Genomic DNA, 24,938 nt, shown 5'->3' on the forward strand with positions numbered 1-24,938 from the left:
CACTGCCCGACGGTCTTCAAGGCTATGGGCGCGGTGATGTCACTTGTGTGTAGACCTGCAGTGGTCCCAACATCACAACGACCTCTTGAGAACAGCTGGGGCTGTTGATCGGTAGCGGACGAGCCGACCGTGTCTTAGGGGTTGGAAGATCGGGCGTTTGACCGCGGGGCGCCGCGGCTTGGGTCGCGGCTCCGCAGGGGGCGGCGGATGACATCACGCCAGAAAACTTCCGCGACGTCATGACATCAACGCGACATGAAGAATTGGCTAGTTTCCGGGCATGAGACCGTTCACTGAAACCGAACGCCAGCAGTTTCTCGCCGACCCGAAGCGTATCGCGGTGCTGTCAGTGGCGGCCACTGATGGCCGGGCCCCCGCCAGCGCCCCGCTCGGGTACGACTACACGCCGGGCGGGAACATTCGGATCATGACCGGGAAGGGAACCCGTAAGGCGCGGCTGATGGACCGGGCCGGTGTGGTGACGCTGTTGGTGCAGCGCGAGGAGCCGCCTTATCAGTACGTGGCAGTCGAGGGCACCGTCGTTGAAACCGTCTGTCCCGCCCCGGCGGACATGCTAGAGGCCTCCGCCATCAAGTACCTCGGCGAGGAGCGTGGACGCGCACACCTCAAAATAATGGAGGGTAGCGAGGAAGAGTGGGCAGCGAATTTGGTGATGTACACCATCCGCCCCGACCGCTGGATCAGCGCCGACTTCACCGGCGACGTGTGACGTCTCGGCTAGTCGTATTCGGCGTTCTCCCTGACTTGGGCTCGGCTCGTCTGCCTAGGCCACGGATCGCCTGACCGGCGAGGCGTTCTACCGTTCGCTTTATCCACTCCTATCGCGCACCACCGCCTACGTGATGCGCTGGGGCCGCATGAAATACAGACGGTTACGGGACCATCGCAAGGCCGCGGATTGCTGGCTGCACCTCACCGGCCCGGCCACGCAAGGCCACCACCATGAGTACCAGAAACGGCTAGGGCCAAGGGATCCGGACACCAGATCGAGCCCACCCACCGCGCTTCCAGAACGTGGCACGTGGGCCGGCAACCCTTACCCCGCCGGTCAGCATCGGCCAAGAGAACGGTATCGGTGCATCGACATTCAACGGACATCCTTTGTTTTCTACATTTGGTTCACATCGGTTGCTGGGGGAGCCGGATGGAACCGGGACTGAGAGGGCGTCGATGACTGTCAGAAGGACGCAGTGCCCGCGCGGGGCAGGTAAACCGTTCGGTGCCGACACCCGTTGGGGGCACGAATTGCGGGTAACCGGCCACTTTTCGAAGGAGTAGCGATGCACATCGAGATCGACAGCTCAAAATGCCAGGGTCACGCGCTGTGTGCCCTGATGTCTGATGACTACTTCACGCTCGACGACATCGGCCACATCGCCTCGACATCGGGTGAAGTGCCACAAGAGGACGTCGACAGAGCGCGTCAGGGTGCAGAAGCCTGCCCGGAACGCGTCTTCACCCTCTCCTAACCGCCGACGACAACACGAGAACACCACGGGGTCAACAGATGACATCAACCGAGAACTCGCCGCGGCGAGAAGCCGACGAGTTCGATACCGACCTGGACCACCATTCTGCGGAGTACGCACGCGATCCGTTCCCGGCTCTCTCGGAGTTGCAGTCGAAATGCCCCATCGCGAAATCCAGCCAGTGGGGCGGATATTGGCTGTTGACTGGATATGACGTGGCCTTCGAAGCCCTGCACACACCTGAGGTATTCAGCAGCAGACCCACCGAGCACGGTCGCGGGGTACCGCCGGTGCCCGGCACCGGCGGTCTGGTACCTATCGATTACGACTCGCCAGAACTAGGCATGTACCGCTCATTCCTACTGTCGGCCTTATCGCCCGGCTCGGTTCGTGAGATGCAGCCGATCATCCGAGAGATGACGACCGATTTCATCGATCAGTTCATCGAGCGAGGAACAGCCGACGTGGCGGAGGAGTTGTTCACGCCGCTGCCGGCCCAGTTGATTCTGCGCATGTTAGGGCTTGACCCTTCGCGATGGGCGGAGTGGGTCTCGTGGGTACACGGTTTTGTTCACGATCCGACTGTTGACCCGGAAGGCGCGGCGACAAAGGTGATGACCATGTTCGCCACGATCTACCAAGCAATCGGCTCGGCGAGGGCGGAGCCCCAGCCGGGGCTGCTGGGCGAACTGGTCGTCGCAGAACGCGACGGTCGCGCGCTCACCGACGACGAACTGGCCAACATGGTGTTCCTGCTCATCCTCGGTGGCATGGACACGACGGCCGGCCTATGCGGAAATGCGTTGCTGCTCATCGATGCCCAGCCCGAGTTGCGCAAACAAATCCTGGCCGATCCATCGGTACTGGACCAGGGCACTGAGGAGTTCCTGCGCTATGCAACTTCGACGCTGGGACTGCCGCGGACGGTGGCCAAGGACACCGAGTTCCACGGACGACAGCTCAAAAAGGGTGAGCAGGTATTCGTCATGTATGCCGCGGCCAACCGTGATCCGAACCACTTCGACGATCCTGACACGATCGACCTATCCCGCAAAGCTACTCGTCACATGGCATTTGGACTCGGCGTGCACCGGTGTCTGGGATCAAATCTGGCCAGGGCCATGTTCAAGATCATGATCAGTGAGTTGCTCACGCGGGCACCGGATCTGGCTGTGCGCAGAAGTGAAGTGGTTCGCTATGCTGATGCCAGTGCGGTATACGCGGTACGGCACCTTCCGATCACCTTTACGCCCGGGCGGCGTAAGTCCGCAGAGAGCCGATTACCCGGTTAAGCGCGACGGCCGGCTGTCGGACGGCCACGGCCGACGGAACCGTCAGCGCAGCAAGAACTTCCGAATCTTGCCGACAGACGTGCGGGGGAGTTCGTCGACGAAGATGTATTCGCGTGGACGCTTGAGCGGGCTCAGCCTGGCGGCGCACCACTGCGCCAGCTCGTCTGCTGTCGGACGGGCCACGTCTTCGTGGGTGACCACGTAAGCCACTGGCACTTCGTCGCGGATCGGGTCTGGACGTCCTACGACGGCCGCTTCGAAGACCGACGGATGCTCGGCAAGCACCGCTTCCACTTCCGGCAGCGACACGTTCTCCCCGGCGACCTTCAGCAGGTCGTTGCGTCTGCCGGCGAAGTAGTATCGCCCGCCCTCACATCGGGCCAGATCCCCGGTGCGAAACCAGCCGCCCTCAGTGAACGACTGTGCCGTGGTAGCGGGGTCGTCCAGGTACTCACGGAACAGCTCCAGTCCAGGCCTACCCCCCACCAGCAGCTCCCCGATGCCATCGCCGTCGACGTCTGCGAGGGTGACAGCGCATCCAAGTGTGGGCTGACCCATCGAGCCGTCCCCATCAGCGTCCTGGACCGATGCAGTCAAAACCGCGGGGATGGTCTCCGTCATACCGTAGAGCTGCCGCGGCCGGCACCCCAGAAGCGCGCTGAGCGACCGATATTGCTCGCCGGTGACGTTCTGCGCATACCAGACGTGGCGCAACCTGAGGTCGTCGCGACCGAAGGCGCCCCGTGCCAGGATCATTCGCATCGGCGCGGCGAACAGACTGGCATGGGTGGCGCCATGCCGCGCCGCCTGCGCGGTGAAGCGCGATGCAGAAAACCCGCTCATCAGCGCGACGCTGGCGCCCACCGCAATGGCGGAGGCGAAGGAGTAGTACTGGGCATTGGCGTGGAAGAGGGGCAGGACAACCAACTGGCGGTCTTCAGAGCCCAAATCGGCAGCGGCAGCCATGATTTCGCCCGCGAAGGCATAGTTCGCCTGCGTGATGACCACACCCTTTGGGGTACTCGTCGTGCCCGACGTGAACATGATCGCGGCGGTGTCCAGCGGTGCGGGATCCTCGAGCGCGGTAGGCGCGGAACAGCCGAACATCTCGAGTGCGACGTCGTCCTCATCCAAGCTGAACATCTCGACTTCCCGCGGTGAGGCCGCCCGGCGGTAGTCCTCGAGGCGGCGCACGGAGGCGACACCGACGGCCGGTTTGGTGCGTTGGAGTTGGTGGGCAATCTCCGGAGCCGCGGCGTGCGGATCACAGGGGATGATGAACGATCCCAGGCGGACCGCGGCCAGCCAAATCGCCACGAACGCCGGTGAGTTGGTCAAAGCCAGATGGACACCGGCCTGCGGACCCACTCCGGCCGCGTGCAGTGTTCCCGCGACCCGGTCGACCAGGCGGTCGAAGGCCGCATAACTCCACTGCGTGACCTCGCCGGCCGACGACTCCGACACCAGGAACGGCCGGTCTGGCCCCATCAGCACCGCACGGGACCAGCTGTGTGCGAACGTCTGCTCAAGCGGCATGCGACAAGGCTCCCAACGGTCATGCATCACGTTGTCTCGCCGAACGTTATCGAGGCCAGCATTTCGAGACCATGTCCTCGACGCCGCTGGACGGCCTACTCGACACCTGCGGTACTAATCTGTACGCGGTGTCAGAAACGTCGGACCGGGCTCGATCCCGAGCCACTGGCCGGCCGACAGTTCGAGGAGACGCATCGTGGACTTGCAATACCCGCCCGAGTTACGGAAGTTTCGGGACGAGGTTCGAAGCTGGTTGGGCGAAAACGCACCTCGCGACGAACGTCCGGGCGAAGCCAAGGCCATCCGCGAATACGATCTGGCCTGGCAGCGCACACAATGGATGGGCGGCTGGGCCGGAATCGATTGGCCAACAGAATATGGCGGCCGGGGCCTCACGTTGTTGCAACAGCTCATCTGGCACGAGGAGTACGCCCGCTGCGGGTTGGAAGTGATGGACTCCTGCTTCGTCGGCTTGCGTCACGCCGGGCCCACCCTGATCGCCATGGCCACCGAAGAGCAGAAGCGCTTTCACCTTCCGAAAATCCTTCGTGGCGAATCACTTTGGTGTCAGGGATTCTCCGAACCTGGTGCGGGATCGGACCTGGCAGCGTTGTCCACGCGCGCCACGGTCGACGGTGACGCGTTTATCGTGAATGGTCAGAAGATCTGGACAAGCTTCGCCGACATGGCCGACTATCAGGAGCTGCTGGTACGCACCGGGGAGCCTGACAGCAAACACCGCGGCATCACGTGGGTGATTTGCGATATGCACAGCCCCGGCGTGGAGGTCCGCCCGATCGAGACGATCGATGGCGCGGCAGATTTCTGCGAGGTGTTCTACGACAACGTCCGCATCCCATTGAGCAATGTGGTCGGTGAAATCAACTCGGGATGGGCGGTGGCAATGTCGACGTTGTCGTTCGAACGGGGCACGGCCTTCACCGCCAACCAGGTGACCCTGGCGGTCATGGTCGAAGAGCTCATCGCGCTGGCCAGTGGTGGATTCTGTGAGGACGGATCGCGCGCCGTGATCGAAGACCGCTCCGTGGTAAGGCGATTGGCCACCGCGCGCGCCGAGGTGGCATCGCTGCGGGCAATGACCTACGCGGGAATCTGTCGCAACCTACAGGCGGACACACCGGGTCCTGAAGGGTCAATGCTCAAGCTGTATTACGCCGATCTGGTAAAAGAAGTCACTCGTCTGGCCTTGGACATTCTTGGACCGGAAATGCTGCAGTACCCGTCAAACACTCTGGCGGGAAACTGGACCGGGCGTTACTTGTGGGCGTTCGCCCAGGGGATCGGCGGCGGCACCTCCGAAATTCAGCGCAACATCATCGGTGACCGGGTGCTCGGCTTGCCGCGCTGAGCTTTTCGACACGCAGCCGACAGCCGCCGACTGGCACCCTCGATCACGGAATGCGCCTCGTCACAGCTGAAGGGTACGCACATGGACTGTCCGGTCGTAGTCGATTTCGATCCGCTGTCGGACGGCTTCGCGCGGGACAATCCGTACCCTTTGCTACAGCAACTCAGCGACAAGCACCGCGTCTTCTATTCGCCCGAGATGCAGATGTACTTCGTCACCCGCCATGCCGACATCGTTGAGGTGCTGTCCACCAGCGACGGCGAGCGGTTCTCAGCCGCCAACGCATCTGCGCCCGTGTGTCCCATCTCCGAGGCCGCGCAGGCCGTGCTGGCCGAAGGCGGCTACCGTCGCCTGCCTGCGCTGACCAACGCAGATCCGCCGCGGCACACCATGATCGCCGCAGGGGTTCGCAAATGCATGTCGGTGCGCCGCCTCAAACTGCTCGAACCGACGGTGCGCGCCAAGGGCGAAGAACTCGTTCACGCGATGGTCGCGAAACCCACGGCCGACCTCGTGGCAGCCGTCGCGTTTCCGCTGCCCGCATTCGCCGGGCTAGGTCTGCTGGGCTTCCCGGAGGAGGATTTCGAACAGATCAAAGCGTGGGCGGGCAACCGAGCACAATTGACGTACGGTCGCCTCACTGCCGACGAACAGGTGCAGGCTGCCCGGGATGTCGTCGACTTCTGGCACTACTGCGCACAGTTTGTGACTCATCGCGCCGAGGATCTGCGCGACGATTTCACCAGCGACATGATCCGACTGCACCAGGACGATCCCGACACTCCCGACCTCACCGACCTGGTCAGCATCGTGTATTCGATGGCGCTGGCCGGGCACGAAACCACGACGAACTTCATCGCCAACGGGGTGCTGACCTTGTTGCGCCAACCCGATTGGTGGCAGCGACTCGTCGATGATCCTGCCGCGATCCCGCGCGCGGTCGAAGAACTGCTTCGGTACGACCCGCCTGTAACCACGTGGCGGCGACAAGCCGTCGTGGACACCACAATTGGAGATGTCGCCGTTCCCGCCGGAGCCCAGGTGGCGTTGCTGTTTGCAGCCGCCAACCGGGACAATAACCAGTTCGCGAACCCCGACGAACTGGACCTGGCGCGCCCCAATGCCACCGAGCATCTGGCTTTCGGGAAAGGCCCGCATTACTGCAAAGGTGCTCCGTTGGCACGCCTCGAGATGAAGGTGTGCCTGGAGGCGCTGACCCAGCACGCGCCGCGCCTGCGGCTGGAGGGAGACGTCAGCGCGGACGATTACCCGCCGAATCTGTCACTGCGCGGGCCAAGGCGTCTGCTTGTGCGCACCGCGTGATCAGCAAGCTCGTGTGCGGTGTGAGCCAGCGCGCATCGGTCACCACGGCGATCACGTTGTCCCGCAGTGGAATCCACTGAACAGAGACCACATTGGCAAAGGAAGGAAGACAATGACGGCCGGTACGAACGGCGGTGTCCTCGAGGGCCTGCGAGTGCTGGAGCTGGGACAACTCCTTGCCGGCCCCTTCGCTGGTCACCTGGTGGCCGACATGGGCGCCGAAGTGATCAAAATCGAACCGCCTGGGCGCGGCGACCCGATGCGCGAGTGGGGACATCACGACGCAAGTGGCCACGGGTTGTGGTGGCCTTCTCTCGCCCGCAACAAAAAGTCCGTCAGCTTGAACCTGGCTCACCCAGAGGGACAACGGCTGCTAGGTGAACTCGTGAAGCAAAGCGACGCATTGATCGAGAACTTCCGCCCAGGAACGCTGGAAAAGTGGAATCTCGGGCCGGACAAGCTACGTGAGCTCAACCCTCGGCTCGTGGTGGTGCGAGTATCGGGATACGGCCAGACGGGTCCGTACGCCGACCGCGTCGGTTTCGCCAGTGCGGGAGAGGCAATGGGCGGCCTGCGCTACATCAACGGCTATCCCGATCAGCCACCTCCACGCGCAGGCATCTCAATGGGGGACATGCTGGCCGGAATGTTCGCCGTGCAAGGGTTGCTGGCGGCTCTCTACCGCCGCGACGGACTGAAGGCAGGCACCGGCCAGGTCGTCGATGCCTCGATCCTCGAGTCATGCATCGCGATGTTAGAAGGTGCGATCACCGAATACGACAAACTCGGGATCGTTCGAGAGCCGACCGGAACAGGGCTGCGCAACGTCGCGCCGTCGAACATATACAAGTCGCTGGACGGCAGGTGGGTCGTGATCGCCGCCAACGCCGATACGCTGTTCGCCAGGCTGTGTGCGGCCATGGAAAAGCCCGGCCTGGCCGCCGATGAACGGTTCGCCACCCATCTGGCGCGCGGCGCGAACGCCGAAGAACTCGACGGCATCATCGCCCAGTGGGCCGCGGGATTCGAGGCACAGGAGATCGACAAAGTCCTCACCGCACACGGGGTGGTGACCAGTCCTATCTACACCGTCGCCGACATCGTCGCCGACGAACACATCCGGGCCCGCCACATGGTTATGCGCGTGCAGGATGACCAGATCGGCGAGCTCGCCGTGCCCGGATTCGTGCCCAGATTCAGCGACACCCCCGGCCGGCACCGCTGGACGGGCCCCGGGCAGGTCGGTCAGCACAACGCTGCCGTGTTGACTTCTCTACTGGGACTGGCCGATCAAGAACTCGCGACGCTGCGGGAGCAGGGGGCGATCTAGTGGCGCCGGTACTGGTCTGCGAGGTGGGGCCTCGGGATGGACTGCAGAACGAAGACCGCGTGTTGTCGGTGTCGGCTCGCGTCGAGTTTGTCGACCGATTGTCGGAATGCGGCTTTGAACGAATCGAGGTGGGAAGCTTCGTCAGCGCCCACCGGGTGCCGCAAATGGCCGACGCCGAGCGGGTTTTCGACCACATCGTCCGTCGCCCAGGCGTTGAATACACCGGGCTGGTGCTCAACCTCAAGGGCGCCCAGCGTGCGTTGGCCTGCGGCGTTGACCGCCTCAACTGTGTGGTGGTGGCTACCGAGACCTTCAACATGCGAAACCAGGGCAAGGCCGTGGCAGAGACCACGGCCGAACTGGATGAGGTCATTGCCCTGGCCGCACAGTCGTCGGTGCCGGTCACGGTGACGATCGGCGCCGCCTTCGGCTGCCCGTTTGAAGGACCGGTGGACCCGTCGGCTATCGCTGCCCTTGCCGCCCATTTCGCGGCAGGCGGTGCGGCGGAGATCACGTTGGCCGACACGATCGGCGTCGGCGTGCCGACCCAGGTGCAGAATCTGTTCGAGGTGGTGTCCGATCAGATCAGCGGCCCTCCCGTGCCCATCGGCTTCCACTTCCACAACACCCGAAACACCGGTATTGCCAACGCTTTTGCGGCACTGCAGGTAGGCGCTAGCGTGCTTGACGCTTCTGTTGGCGGTGCCGGCGGCTGCCCATTCGCGCCGGCCGCGACCGGAAACATCCCCACTGAAGACCTGGTGTACATGCTCGACGGCATGGGAAGGCAGACGGGGGTCGACATCAACCGCGTTGTGGGGGCGGCACATTGGCTCGCCGGCCAACTGGGGCGCGAGCTGCCCGGTATGGTCAGCCGCGCCGGCGCCGACTGGTGCGCCGCGACCTGACGCCGTGCAGGAAGTGAGCATCAGCGTGTGACGTCGATGACCACCCTGCCGCGGATCTGCCCGGCCAGAATCTCGTTGGCAAGTTCAGGCAGCTTGGACATCGGCTCGACGGTGGTGATGGTGGCCAGAACGTCAGGACGTAGGTCCTTGGCCAAGCGATCCCATGCTGCCTCGCGCAGAGCTACGGGGGCCATCACTGAATCGACACCGACCAGGGACACGCCACGCAGAATGTAGGGCAGCACGGTGGCTCCGGGCATGTCGTTTCCGCCGGCCAGGCCGCACGCCGCCACTGCTCCGCCGTAGTGGATCTGCGATAGGACGTTGACCAGCGTTTGGCCGCCCACGGTGTCGATCGCGGAAGCCCACCGCTCTTTCTGCAGCGGCCGCCCGGGGGAGAGCAACTCGTCGCGGCTGATGATCTCGGATGCGCCCAACCCGGCGAGGTAGTCGTGCGTCGAGGCGCGACCTGTGGAGGCTGCGACGGTCACGCCTGCAGCCGCCAACAGTGCCACGGCCACCGAGCCGACGCCACCGGCCGCGCCGGTGACCAACACGGGCCCATCACCCACGGAGCCCCTGCCGGCGAGGGCATCCACGCAGAGCGCGGACGTATAGCCGGCCGTGCCGATCGCCATCGCCTGTTCCGTGCTGAAAGTATCGGGTATCCGTACCAGCCATTCGCTGCGGACCCGCTGATAACGGGTGTAGCCACCGGCTTCGGTCTCCGACATCCCCCAGCCGTTGACGACCACCCGCGTGCCGGGCGCCCAGCGCGGGTTTCGGCTCTCGACGACGGTGCCGGCCAGGTCGGCGCCGCCGATCAGCGGTGGCCGGCGCGCGATCTTTTGACGCCCGGACACGGCCAGGCCGTCCTTGTAGTTCAGCGATGAGAACTCGACCTGCACCAGAGTGTCGTAATCGGGTAGATCGGCCTGCGTCAGTCCCCGAAAGCCTGCGACGGGTTTGCCGTCGACGTCATCGATGACCAGTGCAGTGAACGTTTCATTCATGTCGGTTCCATTCGGTAGCGCAGTGGTTGCGGTGATAGACGTTTGTCGGGGATCGTCGAAAGTGTTCAGCTGCCGGGAGAGCCACGTGTCACTGAACTGTGCGTTGCGGGCCCGTTTCAGGCCGGCCATGCCCTCCTGCCGGATGATGTCGGCAAATCGACGACCGTCGGGCGCTGTCGCCCATTTCGCGTGTGCCTTGGTGGTGACGTCGTATGCGCGGCCGGCCAGGCGGCCGGCCTGGCGCCCCATCGCGTCGTCGACGGCGTCCACCGCGGCCTTGTTCATGATGGCCGCCTCACGGGGTACCGCAGCGATCCGGTGCGCCAGTTCTGTTGTGCGCTCCTGCAATTCGTCGTTTGCCACAACTGTTAAGACGAGGCCGATACGTTCAGCCCGCCTGGCATCGATGAGTTCGCCGGTGAGGATGAGGAACTTCGCCCAGGCGCCACCGATGATCGGCACCAGTTCGGTGGCTCCTGGCTGACCGATCCGCCCTTCGATGAGCCCAAAACGGGCATCGTCGGCGGCGACGACGAGATCGCATTGCGCGATCAACCCCATGCCGGCGCCTAGACACAACCCGTTGACGGCGGCGACGATCGGTTTTCTGACCTGGCGTACCGAGGTGTAGAAATCGTCGAGCTGGCGGACGAAGCTGAAGTCGTCGTAAGGGGTTACCGATTCGGGCGCGCCGGACAGGTCGCCGCCGGCACAGAAGTTGGGCCCGACGGCGCTGAGCAGAATGCAGCCACTGGTGGAGTCCTTGTCGGCGGTGTGCATGGCGTCGGCGATCTCGTCACGGCTGGATCCGCGGCCCAGCCCTAGGGCGTTCATCCGCTCGGGTCGGTTGAGCCGGATGTGAGCGACTCCGTCGTTGAAGCCCAGGGTGATGTGCGAATACACGTTGCCTCCCGGGATTGGACTCGCCGATGTCGGCTTGGACGGTTAGCTCACGTCGGCCCTCGGCAGTCGGATGTCGGCCGATCATGGCATGAAAGGGCCACTGGCGACAATGGATTCGGCCTGTGCGGCCGAACCGACATGCTGGCGACAGTTTCCGCGATCGAGATGAGTCCAATCCTGTTCGACATCATGGTGAAACGTTGCGACGGCTACCGTCCGCTTATGGCTGTCTCGAGTTCTGAGCGCGCGAGCACCCTGCGCGCCGGTGTGCGGCTGAAGAGCCGTGTCGACACGACCGAGGTGCTGGTGGTGCGTGCACCGGCAGTGCCGTCGATCGTGTGCTGCGGTGGCGAGCCGATGTATGCCGTTGCCGACTCATCGCCAAGCGAGCCCACCGATAGCGCTACCGGCGTGCGACCCGGCCAGTGGCTGCGTCCAGAAGGATCCGTCGAGTTTGAAGTTCTTGTGCTGCGGGGCGGATCGCATTCGCTCTCGATCGACGATCATCAACTCAGGGTGCGCGACGAGCGCTACGGATCCAACACGTCGGAGTCGAGCCAGTGACACCGTGGGGCGACGTCGTCAAACAAGGCGGGGATTTCTGAGTGGACCTTTTGCCTTCGCCGGATCAACTCGAACTGACCGGCGCCGCAGCGGCTTTCTGCGCACAGGTCGACACGACACGGCTGATCCGGCGGTGTCGCTATGAGCCGACTGCCTTGCCTGCCGAAAACTGGTTGGCAGCAGCTGAACTCGGATTGCTCGGTGTATCTGTGCCGGCGTCCGTGGGCGGTCTGGATATGCGCCTGGCTGATGAGGCGTTGGTGTTTCGTGAACTTGGGCGTGCGCTGATGCCGGGCCCGTTCTTGCCGACCGTGTTGGCGGCTCGCGTCGCAACGCTCTGTGGTGACTCAGAACTGGCCGCGCAGTTCGTTTCCGGCGAGGTTCTTTGTGGTCTTGCCATCGTGAGCGGGGCGCGCCTGTCACCCGATCGGATATCTGGGCGGGTGCACTTGGTAGATGCGGCCGGCGCCGACTATGCCGTCGTCGCCGACCCGGCCGGTGCCGGTCTGCTGTCAACGGCACCCTCCGATAGCTTCGATTGCATACCCGTGAACTGCTTGGATCCCGGATCACGGTTGGCGGTCGGTGACGTCAACGGGGCCGAGTTGTGCTGCTTTGTGCCGGCCGAGCGGGATCCGATGTGGCTGCGAGGCCTTGTGCTGGCCGCCGCCATGCAGGTCGGCGTCGCTGAAGCGTGCCGCGATATGTCAGTCGAACATGCCAAGAACCGCATCCAATTCGGGCGCCCTATCGGTGTGAACCAGGCTGTCAAGCATCGCTGTGCCGATATGGCGGTTGCCGCAGAGGCCGCACTGCAGCAGATGGTGTACGCGGCGTTGTCGCTGCAGGAGGGCAACGGCGACGCGGAATTACACGCGCTGGCGGCCAGAATTGTGGCCGCCAAGGCGGCGTTGTCCAACGCCTCGGAGGCCCTTCAAGTCCACGGCGGCATGGGCTTCACCTTCGAGCACGATGTGCACCTGTACCTCAAGCGGGCCCATGTCTTGGATCAGCTCTTCGGGTCGCGCGCAACGCATCTCGATGAGTTGCTGGGACTGGGAGCGGCGAGTTGACGCGGCGGACAGCGATCGTCGGGGTTGGCCTGGCCGACATCGCTCAAGGGCCGACCAGCCCGTACGACCTCATCGCGAGCGCGGCACAGCGTGCGCTCAACGAAGCGGGGCTTTCGCCACACCAGGTTGACGGTCTGGCCTCAACAGGCCTCGGGATGATGCCCCCGGTGGAGGTGGCCGAGTACCTCGGCCTGCGCCCGCGGTGGATCGACTCGACGTCGTTCGGCGGTGCCTCGTGGGAGGCGATGGTGGCACACGCCGCAGATGCCATCGCCGCCGGACACGCCGACGTGGTCTTGGTGACCTACGGCTCCACCGCGAAATCGGATCTGCGCCAAGGCCTGCGGACGGCCAATCTCGACTGGGGGTCGCGCGGAGCGCTGCAATGGGAGGTGCCATACGGGCACACGCTGATCGGCAAATACGCGATGGCGGCGCGTCGTCATATGCACGAATACGGCACGACGATCGAACAATTGGCCGAAGTGGCGGTGTCTGCCCGCGCAAACGCAAAAGACAATCCGCAGGCCGCCTATCGCGACCCGATCAGCGTCAGCGACGTGGTTTCCGGCCGAATGATCGCCGATCCCTTCACCAAACTGCATTGCTGCATCCGCTCCGACGGCGCAGCGGCGGTGGTGCTCGTCGCCGAGGATCGCATCCCGGACATCCCCGGCCGGCCGGTCTGGGTGCTGGGCAGCGGCGAGGCACTGTCGCACATGTCGACGAGTCAGTGGCCGGACCTGACCATCGGACCGTCGGCGGTGTCGGGGCCGTTGGCCTTTCAACGAGCCGGAGTCACGCCCGCCGACATCGACGTGTGCCAGATCTATGACGCCTTTACCTACATGATCGTGGTCGCGATGGAGGATTTGGGTTTCTGCGCCAAGGGCGAGGGCGGTGCGTTCGTCAGCGGCGGCCGCCTGGACATCGGCGGAGCATTGCCGACCAACACCGACGGCGGCGGGCTGTCGGCCTGTCACCCGGGACAACGCGGACTGTTCCTGATCGTGGAGGCCGTCCGGCAGCTGCGCGGTGAGTGCGGGACCCGGCAGGTCACCGACGCCGAACTGGCGTGTGTGTCCGGTACCGGCGGATGGTTTTGTTCCAGCGCAACGCTGATTCTCGGGGCCGGCGACTGACGCTGTCCGCGCACGCCTACGAAAGGGAATGACATGAGAATGCAAGGCAAAGTTGCCTACGTGTCCGGGTCGACGAGGGGAATCGGGCGCACAATCGCTGAGCTGTTCGCCCGCGAGGGGGCCAAAGTCGCCGTAACCGGGCGTACGGTCGCCAAGGGCGAAAAGGTGGTCAAGGGCATCCGTGAGGCGGGCGGCGAGGCCGAATTCTTCCGCCTCGACGTCACCGACGAAGACAGCGTGCGCAGCGTCATAGACGGGGTCGTCGAGCGCTTCGGCAAGCTCGACACTCTGGTCAACAACGCGGCGCCCACCGACGCCATCAGCACGACCGTAAAGCCCCTCACGCAATACACCAACGCAGAGTGGGACCACATCCTGCGTGGCACCTTGACCGGCAACGTTTTTTGGCCGTGGAAGTACGGAGTGCCCCACCTCAAGGAGGCGGGGGGAGGCAACGTCATAAACATCTCGTCGGGGCACGCGGTCGTCGGTATCGGTGGCTTCGCCGCCTACGCCGCGGCCAAGGGAGGCATGAACGCCATCACCCGCGTGCTCGCCGTCGAAGGGTCGCCCTACAACATCAAGGTCAACACCATCAGCGTCGGGCGCGTCATCTCCCACTCCGCGGACACGGGCGTCGCTGCCGTCGGAGGAAACCTCACAGCGCGGCTCGGCGTTCCACATGACATCGCCTACAGCGCGCTGTGGCTGGCCTCGGACGAAAACGGTTACGCCACAGGATCTCTCGTCACAGTAGATGGCGGCTTGAGCATCAACGGGAGCGCGATACTCGGACTCCCACCCGAGGGTCCCTCCTAGCTCACCAAGCCCGCAGTCTGCCGAGTCCGGTTGACGACTACGTTCGCAAGGAGTGAGAAGTGCAGGAGATTCGGTTCGACGACATCGAGTCGTTGACGGCGGCAGTTTCCGATGAATACGGCGACTTCGGTGCCGAAGTCGAGGTGACGCAGGAGGACATCGACGCTTTCGCCGAGCTCACCGGCGATCACCAGTGGATCCACGTCGATGTCAAGCGGGCTATACGGGAGAGCCCGTTCGGTGGCCCAATCGCCCACGGCTTCCTGACCCTCTCACTACTGCCGAAAGTCGCGACGCGGCCGCCGGTCAAAGTCATCGGTCACACCGCCGGGGTCAACTACGGCGCCGACAAGCTGCGCTTTCTGTCCCCCGTACCTGCCGGGTCGCGCCTGCACGGCCGCGCGCGCCTCGCGAACGTCGTCGCCAAGAGCGGAGGCACGTTGGTGACCAACGAGTGGGACATCCGGGTCGTCGGGGCCGAGAAGCCCTCTGTGCTCTACGGGATGCAAATCCTCTACCGCTGAGCAACATCGGGCGTGAATCGGGCGCGTAAATCACTCTTGATCACCTTGCCCATGCTGTTGCGGGGTAACGCGTTGAGCACTTCGAGCTGCTCGGGAAGCTTGCGCGTCGACAGGCCGAGGCCACGCAGATGCGCGCCGAGGTCTGCGAGGTTCGGTGGGTTTCGGTGATCGGCCGCGACGATCACCGCGCACACCCGCTCACCGCAGCTTTGGTCAGGAATGCCCACCACTGCGACGTCGGCGACCGCGGGATGGGTGGACAACAGCTCTTCGACCTCCTGGGCGGAGACGTTCTCCATCTTGCGGATGATGATGTCCTTGAGGCGCCCGGTGATTCGGACTACCCCGCTCGGCTCGACCACTCCGAGGTCACCGGTGCGGAAGCGGCCGCGGTCGTCGAACGCGTCGCCGCCCAACGCCGGATCGGTATAGCCCAACATCATCTGCGGGCTCTTGACCCTCAGCTCACCTTCCTGGCCAGGCGATGCAGGCGTTCCGTCCGGCCGCACTGCCTCCACGGTGGACCCCGCCGCGGGCCTGCCCTCTGCTGCTCCGTCGTCTTCGGCCCGCCCGATGGTCAAGAACGGGCACTCCGTCAGCCCCCAGCCCGACACCACCCCCGCACCGCCCAACTCACGTTTGACCGTGTGCCGCAGTGATGGCGGGCAGGGCGCGCCGCCCGACAACGCGGCGCGCAGGTGCGGAAACAGCGGACCCTGAAGATGGGCACGTTGTCGCTTCAGATAAGCGTGGAAGAACGGCACTCCTGAACCGAGGAGCGTCACGCGTTGAGCAGCGAAGAAGTCGATTGCCGCGTCGTCGAAGGCTGCACAGGTCAATATGCTGGCGCCGGCCATCAGGACCGACAGCACATGAAGTATGCCTCCGACGTGGGCCAGCGGAACCGGCGCCGCCAGTTGGTCATTGGGCCCCAGACCAATGGTGTCGCACAGGTGGGCGGCTGCAGCGATCAAGCTTTGGTCGCAGTGCCGAACACCTTTCGGCGTTGACGTGGTGCCGGAGGTGTAGAAGAGCCAACGACACTCGGCGTCCATCGAGATTTGACTTCGGGGTTGGTCGGCGACACCTGAGGGCAGCTCACCGTCGAGGGCATGAACCCGAAGGCCGCTCGCCCGACCTCCTATGGACTGCGCAGCCGCCGTGTCGTCCGTCATATCGGATCGGCTCCGAACCACCAGGTGGTTGGTGCGGGCCTGCTCGCATATGAAGGTGACCTCGCGACGACCAAGCGTGGTGATCAGCGGATTCTGAACCGCGGATAACCGGCGCAGCGCCAGCATCAGCACCACCGTCGAGCAGCCGTTGGGCAGCTGCCAGGAGACCACGTCGCCGGGGTTCACACCCCAATGCGCCATGCCCGCTGCTGTGCGCTCGACCGCCTCGGCAAGTTCACCGAATGTCATTGTGGCGCCGCTGGAATCGGCCATGAACAGCGCATCGGGGGTGCGCTCGGCGCGCTGCGCCACCACCTCGGGGATGGTGACCGGCAGCCGCTGGATCACGACTGCCGACCGGCGCCGCGCACCCTATCCACTAAGCCATCGATGTCTTCGGGTAATTGGTCGCCACGCCACGCGACCATCCCATCGGGACGCACCAGTACCAGGCGGCGCTCGTAGAGTTCGACGATTCGTGGATCATCGATCGCCTCAACCTTCAGAGGCATACCGACACTGTCCGCCGCCTTGGCCAGGGTGCTGACATCGGTGGGCTCCGTTCCGAACACCAGCAGCGTGAATCCTTCACCGAATAGATCGATTACCGATAGGCCCGGCGCCAACCAAGCGTGCGGCGCGCGGTGACCGGGACGGGCCGTTTGGACATAGATGCCTGGCTCGTCGGGAGGGGCCGGCGTGCCGTCGGAGACGATGATGGGCGAATCCGAGTAGCTGTAGCCCATGGTGACTCCGAAGGACTGCCATTCCTGTTTGAGTAGGGCGCTCATACGCGCGCCCAACGCCTCGCGCTGTTGTCGGCCCACGTCGGTGTCCTCGAGGATGTGTTCGCGCCCTTCGTTTTCCACCCACACCTTGTAGTTCCGGGTGGACAGGGAGCTGTTACGGATGGCCACGGGGCGACGTTCGGCGGTGTACGCGGCCAGCAGGCCCTCCCCGCCCCACCCCTGCAACAGCGCGGGCAGCATCCATCCCAGATCGCTGCAGTCGCCCAAACTGGTATTGAGGCCGTGCCCGCCGGTAGGTGACGTCGTATGTGCGGCGTCGCCCGCCAAAACGACACGCCCGCTGTGGAACACGCTTGCTGCGCACTGGCTGCGCCGCCATGGCATCACATTGACGACATGCCATGGTATGTCGATCGTGTCGTCGCCGATGGCGCGTCGAAGTAGGGCACCGACATCAAGCTTGTCGGGGGCGATGCGGTCGGGGGATCCGATGATGGTGAACCGGTACAGGCCGCGGCCATCAACGGTGGTGATGTTCCCCCAGGTGCCCTCTGGAGCCATGAACATCCACCGTTCGCATCGGCCGTACGGCTGATAGCGCTCAAAGTCGGCGCAATAAATCATCAGGCTGACCGAATAGTCGAGTTGTTGTCCGTCGAACGGGATAGCGAGGGCCTGTCGCACCGTGCTACCCGCGCCGTCGCAGCCGACAACGTAGTCGGCGTGCACGGTTACCTCGTCGCCGTCGCCTGTCTCGAGGGTCGCCATGACGCCGTCCTCGTGCTCGGTCAGACCGCTGAGGCGGTGGTTGTAGCGCACATCGGTGAGCCCGCGCTCCAGCACCGCGTCGGCCAGGAGCGGGTCGAAGACGTACTGCGGACACCGGCGCAACATCTCGGGCGTCTCAGGCGCCAGAGGCCGCTCGGCGGTGGAAGGCAGCGGATCGCGCCCGATCGGAAACCCGTGCAGCGCAGTGCAGTACACCGTGTCGCGTGGATAGTCTTCGGGAAACCCGACCGCAGCGACTTTCTCTGCGATGCCGAGCCGGCGGCAGTACTCCATGCTGCGCTCATAAAGCGTGCCCGCCTTGGCCAGCAGACGCAGAGCCGTCCCGGCGTCGCGTTCCACCAGCGTGCTTGCTGTACCACGGTGGGCAAGGTCGAGTGCCAGCGCAAAACCGACCGGTCCACCCCCGACGATCAGCACGGGGGTGCGCACTGTGGCCTGCGTCATGAGCCCAGCCTCAACCCGGGCGCGCGGACCTTGAACACCTCGGTGGCGAGTCGTTGGCCCAGGGTGTTGGCATCCCAGCGAGTCGCCCCATTGGAGATGGTCACGGCCTTCGACCAGCCCGACATGAGATCGATCGTTTCACCGATTGCACGGACGACTTGCCCGCTCACGTATCCGGCCTCTGAGCTGGCCAACCAGGCCACGACGGGGCTGCACAACGAGGGGTCCATCGGATCGAACGAATCGGGGTCACGGTGATCCGGTTCAGGTGTGTCCGCCACCGCACTGACGCCAGCAGACAACCGCGTGTGGCCACCGGGGCTGATCACATTGGCGGTCACGCCGATCCCCGCCAACTCCAGGCTCAATGTCTGGGTCAGGCCGACGATCGCCGCCTTTGCGGCGCTGTAGTTCGTCTGGCCGAAGTTTCCAAGCAGACCCGCACCTGAGGTGGTGTTGATGATGCGGCCAAAGACCTTGCCGTCGCCGGCCTTGGCCGCGGCACGCCAGCGTACGGCCGCGGCGCGGCTGGTGAGCCAACTGCCGCGGACGTGCACCCGCATCACCAGGTCGAAATCTGCGGCAGACATGTTCCAGATCGCTCGGTCACGCACGATGCCTGCGTTGTTGACGACGACGTCGAGCTTGCCGAACTCGTCGTGGGCACGCTGCACCATCGCCTCGGCGTGCTGTTCGTCGCCGACGTCCCCGTAGTCGGCTAGCGCCGACCCACCGGCAGCGCGAATGATGTCGACGACGTCGTCGGCGTCTCGGCCTTGGCCTTCACCGGCCACCGACGACCCCAGGTCGTTGACCACCACCGTGGCGCCTTGTCGTGCGAGTTCCAGCGCGTGACCACGGCCGATGCCATGTCCAGCGCCGGTCACGAGTGCGACCTTGCCGGTCAGCAGGGCGCTCATTCGGCACCGCCCGTCGGTGCCGGTTGAATAGGGGTACTCACTGAATCTCCTTGTGTCATCGGCCGAGAAAATTGGTTGGGCGGCGTTCGACGAACGCGCGTACGCCCTCGCCGGAATCGTGGGCGTGCGACTGAAGTTCCTGCGCCATCGCCTCCGCGAGAAAGGCTGCCGTGCGATCGGTGTCCAGTGCGGAGTTGAACAATCGCTTGGTCAGGGCAATGGCGCTGGTCGGCGAAGCGGCCAGCCGCTCAGCGAGGTTCTCCGCGCATGCAGCCAAGTCCTCCAGGGCGACAACCTCGTTGACCAGACCAAGGCCAAGCGCCTGCTCGGCAGAAATCGCATCGCCGAAGAACGCCATGTGCTTGGCCCTCTGCAATCCGATTCGGCGGCTGAGCAGGTAGGCGCCTCCGCCGTCGACCACGATTCCCCGTTTGACGAACGATTCGGCGAAGCTCGCGTTCTCGCTGGCCACCACGAGGTCGGCCGCGAACGCTAGGTGGGCGCCGACGCCGGCGGCAGCGCCCTGCACCACGGCGATCACCGGTTTGCCGCAGTCCAGCACGCTGCTGATGAGCCGCTGGGCCCCCGTCATGATCGTGCGCATGGCATCGCCGACATGCATCTGTGTCTGGATTTTGTGGGCGAGCGCTTTGACGTCCGCACCGGCGCAAAAGTGTCTGCCGGAAGCCGAGATCACCACGACACGAACCTCGGGGTCATTGTCTGCTGCCGCTAACGCCTCGATGACGGCGTCGCGATCCTGCGGGCGCAGAGCGTTCGCCGCGTCCGGCCGGCTCAGCACGATCCGTTTGATTGCCCCGTCATCGACGACGATGACGCCGCCGCCTTCCTCGCTCACCGCTGGCCACCAATCACGGCGGTGCTGAAGGGGCTGTGTCGTATCACGGTGGGTCCCTCTCGCGTTGACACGTCCGCGCCGAGATTGAGCGCAGCGTACCGTCGATGTCTGCCAATTTCTGACACGACGTGTACTATTGATGGGTACAGTAAACTAGCTGTCAGGTCAACATTCGGCGAATATTTACGACGGATAGATGGAATTTCTGACTATGCGGATCTATCGCCGCAAGTCGGGCATACCGCCGAGGGAAGGTGCGCCGGAGTGAAGGGCCCTGCGTCAGACCCTGCAATGACCGAGTGCCCCACGTTGGGCGGTGTGATGGATCGAGCAGCGCTGGCCTTCCGGGATCGGGAGGCATATGTCGACGGAGTTGCGCGAATGACTTTCGCGCAATGGGCTTCGAGGTCCCACGAGCTTGCCGCCGAATTGTCGTCGCACGGCATCGGTCCCGGCGACGTCGTCGCGCTGATGCTTGGTTCGGGGATCGACTACGCGGTGGCCTACGTCGCGACGTTGCGGCTGGGCGCCGTGGTTACTGGCCTGAATACCCGCCTCGGCCGTCTCGAGGTCGACCGCATCCTTGCGCAATGCGCGCCGGCGTTGGTGATCTATGACCCATCAACTGGCCTGCCAGCGCCCGTGGATTTTCCTGTGGTCTACCCCAATGAGCTGACGGACGCCTGCGCTGGCGCGCAGCCGCCCGCGCACTGGTCGGGAACCGCAGATGCTCCGGCCGTCATCATTTGGACGAGCGGGACGACGGGCCGTCCGAAGGGCGCATGGTTCGACCATGCCGGGCTTGCAGCGGCGGTCGCCTCCGCCGGCGCGGTGGGCGGACACGAGCAACGACGGCTGGTAGCAACGCCGTTCGCCCATGCCGGCTACATGGCCAAGGTCTGGGAGCAATTGGCCACGGGCACCACATTGGTACTCGCACCGCAGCCGTGGACCGCAGAGTCGATGGCGCGGGTGTTGGTCGAGGAGCAGATCACCGTCGCGGGTGCCGTTCCGACCCAGTGGGAAAAGCTGCTCGAGCGCTCGAGCCTGACACCTTCGCAGGTGCCGCATCTGCGCATCGGTGTAGCGGCGACGGCAGCGGCGTCGCCCGCGCTCATCAACGCCGTCCGGCGCAAGCTCGGATGCCCGTTGGTGGTTCGTTATGCGATGACCGAATCGCCCAGTATCACCGGGACCGAGCCAGATGATCCCATCGATTTGCAAGGCGGCACCGTGGGTCGCCCGCAGCGCGGCATGTCGGTCCGCATCGTCGACGCCGACGGCCGGCCGGTTGCCGCAGGAGGTACTGGTGAGGTGCAGGTCCGCGGAACTTGCGTGATGCGCGGCTACTGGAACGATCCGGACGCGACCGCGTCGGCATTCGATGGGGGATGGTTGCGTACAGGCGATGTGGGTCGGCTCGACGAACACGAGAACCTCGTGCTGGCCGGCCGCTCACGAGACATGTACATCCGGGGCGGCTACAACGTCTACCCGCTAGAGGTCGAGAACGTGCTGGCCACACATCCCGCGGTGGCCCAGATCAGCGTCGTCGGCATGCCGGCCACGGTGATCGGCGAAATCGGCGCTGCCTTCGTCGTTCCGACCGATCCGGCGGCGCCCCCAACTCTGAGTGATCTGCGCGGTTTCGTCCGCCAGCACCTGGCCGACTACAAGTGCCCCGACGAACTCGTCCTGGTCGATGAACTTCCACTCACCCCGATGATGAAGGTCAACAAGGATGATCTGCGGCGCCGGTTCGGCGATGTCGTCACTGATCGATCAGGCGCCCGCGGCGGGCGGCGGAACGCGGCGGGCAAGCTCTCATGAGCGACGACATCAAGCGAGTTGAACAGGACAACGTCCTGACCGTCGTGTTCAACCGAGATTCAAAGCTGAATGCACTTACCGACAACATGATTGACGAGCTGCGCCGGGCAGCGGCCGACCTCGGCGATCGGCGCGACTTGTCGATCATGGTGATCCGCGGCACCGGCCGGTACTTCACGGCCGGGATGGACATCGGCAGCCTCGCCGCCAGCGTTGGTGAGGCGGACGGGTCAGGCAGTGCGATGCGACGGTCCTACCGCCGACTGCATCTGTTGTTCGACGAGCTCGAATCAATCGAAAAGCCAATCGTTCTCGCGGCACACGGGCCCTGTTTCGGCGTCGGCGTCGAACTCGGCGCCTCCTGCGACTTCAGAATCGCCTCTGATACAGCCACATTCGCCCTACCCGAAGTGCCCAACTTGGCTGTCATACCGGGCTCAGGCGGCATCAGCCGTGTGACCCGGCTCATCGGACCTCACTGGGCCAAGTGGCTCGTCATGGCAGGCCACACTGTCGACGCGGCGTCGGCGCTGCAGATCGGCCTTGTACACGCGGTTCACTCCCAAGATTCATTCGACGAGGAGGTCGACAAATTCGTCCAGCACCTCGCTCGGCTGCCGCACGAGGCGGTCGGCATCGCCAAACTGGCAATCGATGCGACGGCATCGATGGACCGCGGCACGGCCCGCGACTTTGAGCGGCTTGCCAATTCGACCCTGGTGCTGTCAGACGAGCACCGCGCGCTGGTACGTCAGTTCGGAGAACGAGGCCAGTCGCGTCGGCAGACCGGGCGGTAACGAGCCCGGCAGAAGGAAGGGACACCATGGCAGGACTGAAGATGAGGCAATCCGCGTCCGATGAGGGCCCGACGGAACGGGGCGGTGCACATGCCTGGCGCTGACCGTCCGACCATCGACGCGACCAGCGCCCCGTACTGGGAGGCCGCGCGCGAGGGACGACTGCTGATCGCCGCCTGCGGAGCCTGCGGCAGAAACCATCATTACCCCAGGCCGATGTGTCCGTTCTGCTGGAGTGACCAAGTCCAGCCCGTCGAAGCCAGCGGCCAGGGGACGCTGCACACGTACTCGGTCATCCATGCCAACGACTTGCCGCCCTTCCGGGACCGCCTGCCCTACATCGCGGCGTTGGTTGAGCTGGCCGAAGGCCCACGACTCGTGACGACGATCGAAGGAGCCACAGCTGACGAGCTGGCGCTGGACATGGCCGTCACCGCCGTGTTTCGGCCCCTTGATCCTGACGAACCGGACGGCGTTCACCTAACGGTGTTCACTCCGACCCGGACTCTGTGAAGGCGGCATTCAAATGCAAACGTTCCCGCTCGGCTCATTCCACGTCGGCCGCGTCGGCTTCGGCGCCATGCAGCTCCCCGGGCCGGGAGTGTTCGGGCCGCCGCGCGATCACGACCAGGCGATCGCGGTGTTGCGCCGTGCAATTGAGTTGGGTGTCAACCACATCGACACCTCTCAGTATTACGGTCCGAACGTCTCCAACGAACTCATCCGCGAGGCGCTTCATCCCTACGCCGCCGATCTCGCTCTGGTCAGCAAGGTGGGGGCGCGCCGTGACGACGCTGGAGGGTGGCTGCCCGCGCAGGAGCCCGACGAGTTGCGGGCCGGCATCGAAGAGAACCTGCGCACGCTGGATATCGACCGCCTCGCCGCGGTCAATCTGCGCAGCATCGACACCGATGATCCGACTTCAGTCGGCCCGGTCGACCGTGACCGTTTCGACCGGCAGCTGTCCGCGATGATCAAAGCGCGCGACGAAGGACTGATCGCCGGAATCGGGCTGAGCAGCATCAGCCTCGACCATCTGCAGATCGCGCTCGACCGCACCGAGATCGCCTGCGTGCAGAACGCCTACAACTTGGTCGACCGCACATCGCAGCCGGTGCTCGACGCCTGCATGGAACACGGCATCGCTTTCGTGCCGTTCTTCCCGCTCGGCTCAGGCTTCACTGCGGACAATCCGGTCCTCGGCCACCCAGCCATACAGCGCGAAGCGTCGAAGCTCGGACGCACGCCGGCGCAGATTGTGCTCGCATGGACGCTGTCCGTCGCGCCGAACGTCTTGCTGATTCCTGGCACCTCGTCGGTGGCACACCTCGAGGAGAACTCCGCTGTCGCCGACATCGAACTGGATGACGAGACGCTTCAGCAACTCAACGCCGCGGCCTGACTACACGAGAGATCGGGTACCACACTGATGCCTGACGACCCGCAACGCCTCGTAAAGTTCTTCGCACGAGCCAACACGGTTATGCGGCCGCTGTTGAAGTCGCCGCTGCACGCCCTACTGAGCAGACGTCTGATGCTGTTGAGCTACGTCGGTGGCAAGACCGGCCGCAAATATGTCTTCGCCGTTGGCTATTTCCCCTGGGACGACGGAGATGTGCTCATGTTGAGTTCGGCTGACTGGCCCAAGACGATCAACCACGCCAACGACATCCAAGTGCTCATTAAGCGCCGCTGGTTGCATGCCAAACCAACCGTCATAAGGCAAGACGACCAGAAAGCCGACATCCTTGGTGAGTTCGCCCAACGCAACGGGCCAAAAGCCGCGAAAGGGCTGATGCTCGGATTGCCGGGAGATCGCCACCCGAACCGACAAGAGTTGCTCGCCGCCGCCGCAAAGACGACGCTCGTCCGCTTTGCCCTGGGACAGTCATCGGCCCTGTAACAAGCAGAGGCCGTCGAGACTGCAACGTCACAGAAATAGTTCGAGCGAGCACCTGCCGGAATACCGTTTCGGCGCAGATCATTTCGGCGCTTCGCCGGACATCGCTGTCAGTCTTCGAAGAACACCTCGACCGGCAGGCCGACGCGGATGTCGTCAATCGACACATCGACGACATTCGTGATGAGC

Annotated in this window: 23 protein-coding genes; 17 read left to right on the plus strand and 6 right to left on the minus strand. The window is 64.4% G+C overall.

All coding sequences use genetic code 11. From position 1 onward, the window contains the following. Positions 1-280 precede the first annotated feature (280 nt). The 3 genes from GGC64_RS30125 (at position 281) to GGC64_RS30135 (ending at position 2,782) form a co-directional block, all read left to right on the plus strand. A complete protein-coding gene (locus tag GGC64_RS30125; RefSeq protein ID WP_192726246.1) occupies positions 281-730 on the plus strand; it encodes a pyridoxamine 5'-phosphate oxidase family protein in 450 nt (149 codons plus the stop codon). Between the two features lie 571 nt (positions 731-1,301). Next, entirely contained in the window at positions 1,302-1,490 is a 189-nt protein-coding gene (locus GGC64_RS30130; protein WP_192726247.1) for a ferredoxin, read from the plus strand. A 38-nt stretch (positions 1,491-1,528) separates the two neighbouring features. Further along, entirely contained in the window at positions 1,529-2,782 is a 1,254-nt protein-coding gene (locus GGC64_RS30135; protein WP_192726248.1) for a cytochrome P450, read from the plus strand. A 42-nt stretch (positions 2,783-2,824) separates the two neighbouring features. On the opposite strand, the gene GGC64_RS30140 is transcribed toward GGC64_RS30135, so the two are convergent. Beyond that, entirely contained in the window at positions 2,825-4,318 is a 1,494-nt protein-coding gene (locus GGC64_RS30140) for a class I adenylate-forming enzyme family protein (RefSeq protein WP_192726249.1), read from the minus strand. Positions 4,319-4,514: 196 nt separating this feature from the next. On the opposite strand from GGC64_RS30140, the gene GGC64_RS30145 reads away from it, so the two are divergent. From GGC64_RS30145 to GGC64_RS30160, 4 genes are all read left to right on the plus strand, one after another. After that, positions 4,515-5,687 carry an acyl-CoA dehydrogenase family protein gene (locus GGC64_RS30145; protein ID WP_192726250.1) on the plus strand — a complete coding sequence of 391 codons (1,173 nt, stop codon included), beginning with the start codon at positions 4,515-4,517 and terminating at the stop codon, positions 5,685-5,687. A gap of 81 nt (positions 5,688-5,768) precedes the next feature. Next, positions 5,769-7,010 carry a cytochrome P450 gene (locus GGC64_RS30150; protein WP_192726251.1) on the plus strand — a complete coding sequence of 414 codons (1,242 nt, stop codon included), beginning with the start codon at positions 5,769-5,771 and terminating at the stop codon, positions 7,008-7,010. A gap of 112 nt (positions 7,011-7,122) precedes the next feature. Continuing rightward, a complete protein-coding gene (locus GGC64_RS30155; RefSeq protein WP_192726252.1) occupies positions 7,123-8,340 on the plus strand; it encodes a CaiB/BaiF CoA-transferase family protein in 1,218 nt (405 codons plus the stop codon). Beyond that, positions 8,340-9,248: a hydroxymethylglutaryl-CoA lyase gene (locus GGC64_RS30160; RefSeq protein WP_192726253.1), complete on the plus strand. Its 909-nt coding sequence runs from the start codon at positions 8,340-8,342 to the stop codon at positions 9,246-9,248. Before GGC64_RS30155 ends, GGC64_RS30160 begins: the two co-directional genes overlap by 1 nt. 20 nt (positions 9,249-9,268) lie before the next feature. Here the strand turns inward: GGC64_RS30160 and GGC64_RS30165 are convergent, their stop codons facing one another. After that, a complete protein-coding gene (locus GGC64_RS30165) occupies positions 9,269-11,164 on the minus strand; it encodes an acryloyl-CoA reductase (protein ID WP_192726254.1) in 1,896 nt (631 codons plus the stop codon). A gap of 222 nt (positions 11,165-11,386) precedes the next feature. Between GGC64_RS30165 and GGC64_RS30170 the strand changes: the two genes are divergently transcribed. The 5 genes from GGC64_RS30170 to GGC64_RS30190 are packed head-to-tail and all read left to right on the plus strand — an operon-like array spanning position 11,387 to position 15,286. Then, positions 11,387-11,728 carry a hypothetical protein gene (locus GGC64_RS30170; RefSeq protein ID WP_192726255.1) on the plus strand — a complete coding sequence of 114 codons (342 nt, stop codon included), beginning with the start codon at positions 11,387-11,389 and terminating at the stop codon, positions 11,726-11,728. A 41-nt stretch (positions 11,729-11,769) separates the two neighbouring features. Continuing rightward, positions 11,770-12,801 (plus strand): acyl-CoA dehydrogenase family protein, encoded by a 1,032-nt coding sequence (locus GGC64_RS30175; RefSeq protein ID WP_192726256.1) that lies wholly within the window; start codon positions 11,770-11,772, stop codon positions 12,799-12,801. Beyond that, the gene (locus GGC64_RS30180; RefSeq protein ID WP_192726257.1) at positions 12,798-13,943 is read left to right on the plus strand and encodes an acetyl-CoA acetyltransferase; all 1,146 of its coding nucleotides are present in this window, start codon (positions 12,798-12,800) and stop codon (positions 13,941-13,943) included. The genes GGC64_RS30175 and GGC64_RS30180 overlap by 4 nt, the downstream gene beginning before the upstream one ends. Positions 13,944-13,982: 39 nt before the next feature. After that, the gene (locus GGC64_RS30185; RefSeq protein ID WP_225952644.1) at positions 13,983-14,762 is read left to right on the plus strand and encodes an SDR family NAD(P)-dependent oxidoreductase; all 780 of its coding nucleotides are present in this window, start codon (positions 13,983-13,985) and stop codon (positions 14,760-14,762) included. 59 nt (positions 14,763-14,821) lie between these two features. Further along, positions 14,822-15,286, plus strand: a complete 465-nt coding sequence (locus GGC64_RS30190; protein ID WP_192726259.1) for a MaoC family dehydratase — start codon at positions 14,822-14,824, stop codon at positions 15,284-15,286. Here the strand turns inward: GGC64_RS30190 and GGC64_RS30195 are convergent. Genes GGC64_RS30195 through GGC64_RS30210 form a run of 4 tightly spaced genes read right to left on the minus strand, consistent with a single transcriptional unit; the run spans position 15,277 to position 20,222 of the window. Then, positions 15,277-16,809 carry a class I adenylate-forming enzyme family protein gene (locus GGC64_RS30195; RefSeq protein ID WP_370582415.1) on the minus strand — a complete coding sequence of 511 codons (1,533 nt, stop codon included), beginning with the start codon at positions 16,807-16,809 and terminating at the stop codon, positions 15,277-15,279. The two genes, GGC64_RS30190 and GGC64_RS30195, sit on opposite strands and share 10 nt — an antisense overlap. Continuing rightward, positions 16,806-18,443, minus strand: a complete 1,638-nt coding sequence (locus GGC64_RS30200; RefSeq protein WP_192726260.1) for an FAD-dependent monooxygenase — start codon at positions 18,441-18,443, stop codon at positions 16,806-16,808. Before GGC64_RS30200 ends, GGC64_RS30195 begins: the two co-directional genes overlap by 4 nt. Then, positions 18,440-19,363, minus strand: a complete 924-nt coding sequence (locus GGC64_RS30205; protein ID WP_192726261.1) for an SDR family NAD(P)-dependent oxidoreductase — start codon at positions 19,361-19,363, stop codon at positions 18,440-18,442. The genes GGC64_RS30200 and GGC64_RS30205 overlap by 4 nt, the downstream gene beginning before the upstream one ends. Before the next feature lie 55 nt (positions 19,364-19,418). Beyond that, positions 19,419-20,222: an enoyl-CoA hydratase-related protein gene (locus GGC64_RS30210; protein WP_192726262.1), complete on the minus strand. Its 804-nt coding sequence runs from the start codon at positions 20,220-20,222 to the stop codon at positions 19,419-19,421. Between the two features lie 264 nt (positions 20,223-20,486). On the opposite strand from GGC64_RS30210, the gene GGC64_RS30215 reads away from it, so the two are divergent. The 5 genes from GGC64_RS30215 (at position 20,487) to GGC64_RS30235 (ending at position 24,752) form a co-directional block, all read left to right on the plus strand. Further along, entirely contained in the window at positions 20,487-22,052 is a 1,566-nt protein-coding gene (locus GGC64_RS30215) for a class I adenylate-forming enzyme family protein (RefSeq protein ID WP_370582417.1), read from the plus strand. Continuing rightward, positions 22,049-22,849, plus strand: a complete 801-nt coding sequence (locus GGC64_RS30220) for an enoyl-CoA hydratase/isomerase family protein (protein WP_192726263.1) — start codon at positions 22,049-22,051, stop codon at positions 22,847-22,849. Before GGC64_RS30215 ends, GGC64_RS30220 begins: the two co-directional genes overlap by 4 nt. 90 nt (positions 22,850-22,939) lie before the next feature. After that, positions 22,940-23,362: a Zn-ribbon domain-containing OB-fold protein gene (locus tag GGC64_RS30225; RefSeq protein ID WP_192726264.1), complete on the plus strand. Its 423-nt coding sequence runs from the start codon at positions 22,940-22,942 to the stop codon at positions 23,360-23,362. Positions 23,363-23,375: 13 nt separating this feature from the next. Then, on the plus strand, positions 23,376-24,251 hold the full coding sequence (locus tag GGC64_RS30230) for an oxidoreductase (protein WP_192726265.1): 876 nt from the start codon (positions 23,376-23,378) through the stop codon (positions 24,249-24,251). A 27-nt stretch (positions 24,252-24,278) separates the two neighbouring features. After that, on the plus strand, positions 24,279-24,752 hold the full coding sequence (locus GGC64_RS30235) for a hypothetical protein (RefSeq protein WP_192726266.1): 474 nt from the start codon (positions 24,279-24,281) through the stop codon (positions 24,750-24,752). The last annotated feature ends 186 nt before the right edge of the window (positions 24,753-24,938 follow it).

The sequence above is a fragment of the Mycobacterium sp. OAS707 genome (genome assembly GCF_014873705.1).
Classification (GTDB): Bacteria; Actinomycetota; Actinomycetes; order Mycobacteriales; family Mycobacteriaceae; genus Mycobacterium.

What these genes read in the sequence shown, in the direction of transcription:
- GGC64_RS30125 (WP_192726246.1), top strand. Translation starts at nt 281, where the DNA reads ATGAGACCGTTCACTGAAACCGAACGCCAGCAGTTTCTCGCCGACCCG.
- GGC64_RS30130 (WP_192726247.1), top strand. Translation starts at nt 1,302, where the DNA reads ATGCACATCGAGATCGACAGCTCAAAATGCCAGGGTCACGCGCTGTGT.
- GGC64_RS30135 (WP_192726248.1), top strand. Translation starts at nt 1,529, where the DNA reads ATGACATCAACCGAGAACTCGCCGCGGCGAGAAGCCGACGAGTTCGAT.
- GGC64_RS30140 (WP_192726249.1), bottom strand. Translation starts at nt 4,318, where the DNA reads ATGCCGCTTGAGCAGACGTTCGCACACAGCTGGTCCCGTGCGGTGCTG.
- GGC64_RS30150 (WP_192726251.1), top strand. Translation starts at nt 5,769, where the DNA reads ATGGACTGTCCGGTCGTAGTCGATTTCGATCCGCTGTCGGACGGCTTC.
- GGC64_RS30155 (WP_192726252.1), top strand. Translation starts at nt 7,123, where the DNA reads ATGACGGCCGGTACGAACGGCGGTGTCCTCGAGGGCCTGCGAGTGCTG.
- GGC64_RS30170 (WP_192726255.1), top strand. Translation starts at nt 11,387, where the DNA reads ATGGCTGTCTCGAGTTCTGAGCGCGCGAGCACCCTGCGCGCCGGTGTG.
- GGC64_RS30185 (WP_225952644.1), top strand. Translation starts at nt 13,983, where the DNA reads ATGCAAGGCAAAGTTGCCTACGTGTCCGGGTCGACGAGGGGAATCGGG.
- GGC64_RS30200 (WP_192726260.1), bottom strand. Translation starts at nt 18,443, where the DNA reads ATGACGCAGGCCACAGTGCGCACCCCCGTGCTGATCGTCGGGGGTGGA.
- GGC64_RS30205 (WP_192726261.1), bottom strand. Translation starts at nt 19,363, where the DNA reads ATGAGCGCCCTGCTGACCGGCAAGGTCGCACTCGTGACCGGCGCTGGA.
- GGC64_RS30220 (WP_192726263.1), top strand. Translation starts at nt 22,049, where the DNA reads ATGAGCGACGACATCAAGCGAGTTGAACAGGACAACGTCCTGACCGTC.
- GGC64_RS30225 (WP_192726264.1), top strand. Translation starts at nt 22,940, where the DNA reads ATGCCTGGCGCTGACCGTCCGACCATCGACGCGACCAGCGCCCCGTAC.
- GGC64_RS30230 (WP_192726265.1), top strand. Translation starts at nt 23,376, where the DNA reads ATGCAAACGTTCCCGCTCGGCTCATTCCACGTCGGCCGCGTCGGCTTC.
- GGC64_RS30235 (WP_192726266.1), top strand. Translation starts at nt 24,279, where the DNA reads ATGCCTGACGACCCGCAACGCCTCGTAAAGTTCTTCGCACGAGCCAAC.